Raw genomic sequence first — 2,528 nt, 5'->3', positions numbered from 1 at the left:
GCATGGCACCGCCCGCGGGCGGTGCCATGCTGCTTTGGCGGGTTACGGTGATTGGTATGAAGATTTCAATGTTGCTGGTACTTGATGCGGCGGTGGGCTGAGTGTTTTCCTGGCGAGCCGAGGTGCGGCCCGGCGTGTGGGCGGCGTTCACGAACGTCGCGGCAGGCAACCTGGCGCTCCACGTCGGCGACGATCCGGCCGCGGTCCGCCGCCGCCGGGATGAACTTGAACAATCCGCCGGGCTCGGTTCCCGCCACTTCCGGTACATGAACCAGGTCCACGGCAACGCGGTGGCAGTCGTCGCCGCAGGCGCCGCCGACGCCGGCCGGGACGGCCCGGTGACGGCGCCGACCGCCGACGCCATGGTTTCGGCCGGGGAGCCGCTGGCGGTCATGGTGGCCGACTGCGTGCCGATCGTGCTGGTGGGGGAGCGCGCGGTCGCCGGCCGGGCTGCGCCGGTGCTGGGCGTCGTCCATGCGGGCCGGCCGGGCATGGCCGCCGGGGTGGTCCCGGCCGCCGTGGCGCGGATGCGTGCGCTCGGAGCCGAAGACCTCGCCGCCTGGGTCGGCCCGTCGATCTGCGGACACTGCTATGAGGTTCCCGAGGCCATGCGTGCGGAGGTGGCCGCGCTCGTTCCCGCGGCCTGGTGCACGACGTCGCACGGCACCCCCGGGCTGGACCTTCCCGCCGGGGTGCGGAGCCAGCTGGCGGCTGACGACGTCGCCGTCGAATATGCCGGCGGTTGCACCCGGGAGGATGCGGACCTGTTTTCGTACCGCCGCGACAACCGGACGGGCCGGTTCGCAGGGCTGGTCTGGACGGAGGAAGTCCAGTGACCGAGCCAGCCATGTGGGACGGCCGCGACGACGCGCGCCTCGCCGAACTGCGCCGGCGGCTAGCCGCCGTCCGGCTCCGGATCGACGCCGCCACGGCCGGCGCCGGGCGGCAGGACGCCCCGCCGGAACTAATCGTGGTCACCAAGTTCCACCCCGCCGGCGACGTCGCGCGGCTGGCTTCGCTCGGCGTTGCGGACGTCGGCGAAAACCGGGACCAGGAAGCGGYGGACAAGGCTGCCCGGCTGGCAGGGCTGCGGCTCCGCTGGCACTTCATCGGCCAGCTGCAGAGCAACAAGGCCAAATCCGTGGTGAAGTACGCCCATGCGGTGCACTCGGTCGACCGGCCCCAGCTGGTCGCCGCCCTCGCCAAGGCGATGGCCGCCGAACATGAGCGCACCGGCCGCGAGGACCTCGAGTGCTTCATCCAGGTCAGCCTGGACGAGGACGCCGACGGGCGCCGCGGGGGCGCCCTGCCCGCCGCGGTCCCGGAACTGGGCGGACTGCTCGCCGCAGCCGCCGGTGTCCGGCTGGCCGGCGTTATGGCTGTGGCACCCTTGGGGGTGGCTCCCGACGCAGCGTTCGAGAAACTGGCCGGTATCTCCGCCCGACTCCGCGCCGAGTATCCGCAGGCCACAGCCATTTCGGCGGGGATGAGCCAGGACCTCGAAGCGGCGATCCTGTTCGGGGCGACACACCTTCGAATTGGTGCCGATATTCTCGGTCCGCGCCCGGCAGTGGGGTAGGTTCGTCGTATTGGAAGGTAATGGCGGGGATTCCAATTCAGTGATTCCGATGGAGTGACTCCAGAACTGTCAAGTCACTGAGCGGCCCGCATAGGACACGATTAGGAGTCGACCATGGCCGGCGCTCTGCGCAAGACAATGATCTATCTTGGGCTCGCCGATGGCGATGAACATTACGAGTCCGAGCATCACACACTGCACAAGGATGAGGACGATTCCATGGAGCACGACCGCGAGGAGCGCCGCGCACCGGCCCCTGTCCGCGAGGCACCCCAGGAAGAGTCCTACGCCGCTGAAGAGGAATACCGCGCACCCGTGACACCCATCAAGCGAGCGGCGGCCAGCCGCGAAGAGACCACCGGACTGCGGCAGATCACGACGATCCACCCCCGGTCCTACAACGATGCCAAGCTCATCGGTGAGAGTTTCCGTGACGGCATCCCCGTCATCATGAACGTCACCGACATGGGCGAGGCCGATGCCAAGCGCCTCGTCGATTTCTCCGCAGGCCTCGTGTTCGGCCTGCGCGGCAGCATCGAACGGGTGACCAACAAGGTCTTCCTGCTATCGCCGTCGTACGTCGAAGTGATTGGTGACGACAAGAAGATCAGCGAGACGCAGGCCAGTTTCTTCAACCAGAGCTAGTCCACGATTGACGCACTGATGCCAGGCAGGGAGACCTGTCTGGCATCAGTGCTGAACAATCCGTGTTGGAATTGATGCGTAACCACTGTCAGGACACTGCGGTATCCCGAGCGAACAGAGAGATATAACTTAAGTCATGGGAATTGTTTTCGGACTGGCTTACGTTGCACTGCTGCTCTTCTTTGTTGCCCTGATCGTCCGCCTCATCTTCGACTGGGTGCAGATGTTCGCCCGCAGCTGGCGTCCGCGCGGCGCCGCGCTCGTCACCGCGCACGCCGTGTACTCCGTTACGGACAAGCCGCTC

The 2,528-nt window shown here is 67.4% G+C and carries 3 protein-coding genes and 1 pseudogene; all 4 read left to right on the top strand.

The genetic code is table 11. The features are described 5' to 3' along the window. The first annotated feature begins 101 nt into the window (after positions 1–101). Entirely contained in the window at positions 102–836 is a 735-nt protein-coding gene (locus tag AB4Y86_RS16610) for a polyphenol oxidase family protein (protein ID WP_441403274.1), read from the top strand. Positions 837–847: 11 nt separating this feature from the next. Continuing rightward, positions 848–1,579: a YggS family pyridoxal phosphate-dependent enzyme gene (locus AB4Y86_RS16605; RefSeq protein WP_441403275.1), complete on the top strand. Its 732-nt coding sequence runs from the start codon at positions 848–850 to the stop codon at positions 1,577–1,579. Between the two features lie 114 nt (positions 1,580–1,693). Beyond that, positions 1,694–2,224 (top strand): cell division protein SepF, encoded by a 531-nt coding sequence (locus AB4Y86_RS16600; RefSeq protein ID WP_441403273.1) that lies wholly within the window; start codon positions 1,694–1,696, stop codon positions 2,222–2,224. A gap of 136 nt (positions 2,225–2,360) precedes the next feature. Then, a pseudogene (locus tag AB4Y86_RS16595) lies at positions 2,361–2,528 on the top strand (YggT family protein); the annotation flags it as partial.

The organism is Arthrobacter sp. 2YAF22_2 (genome assembly GCF_052114645.1).
In the GTDB taxonomy this organism is placed as follows: Bacteria; Actinomycetota; Actinomycetes; order Actinomycetales; family Micrococcaceae; genus Arthrobacter.
Note: the sequence above shows the minus strand (reverse complement) of the source record. Positions and strands in the feature narration are given on the sequence as shown.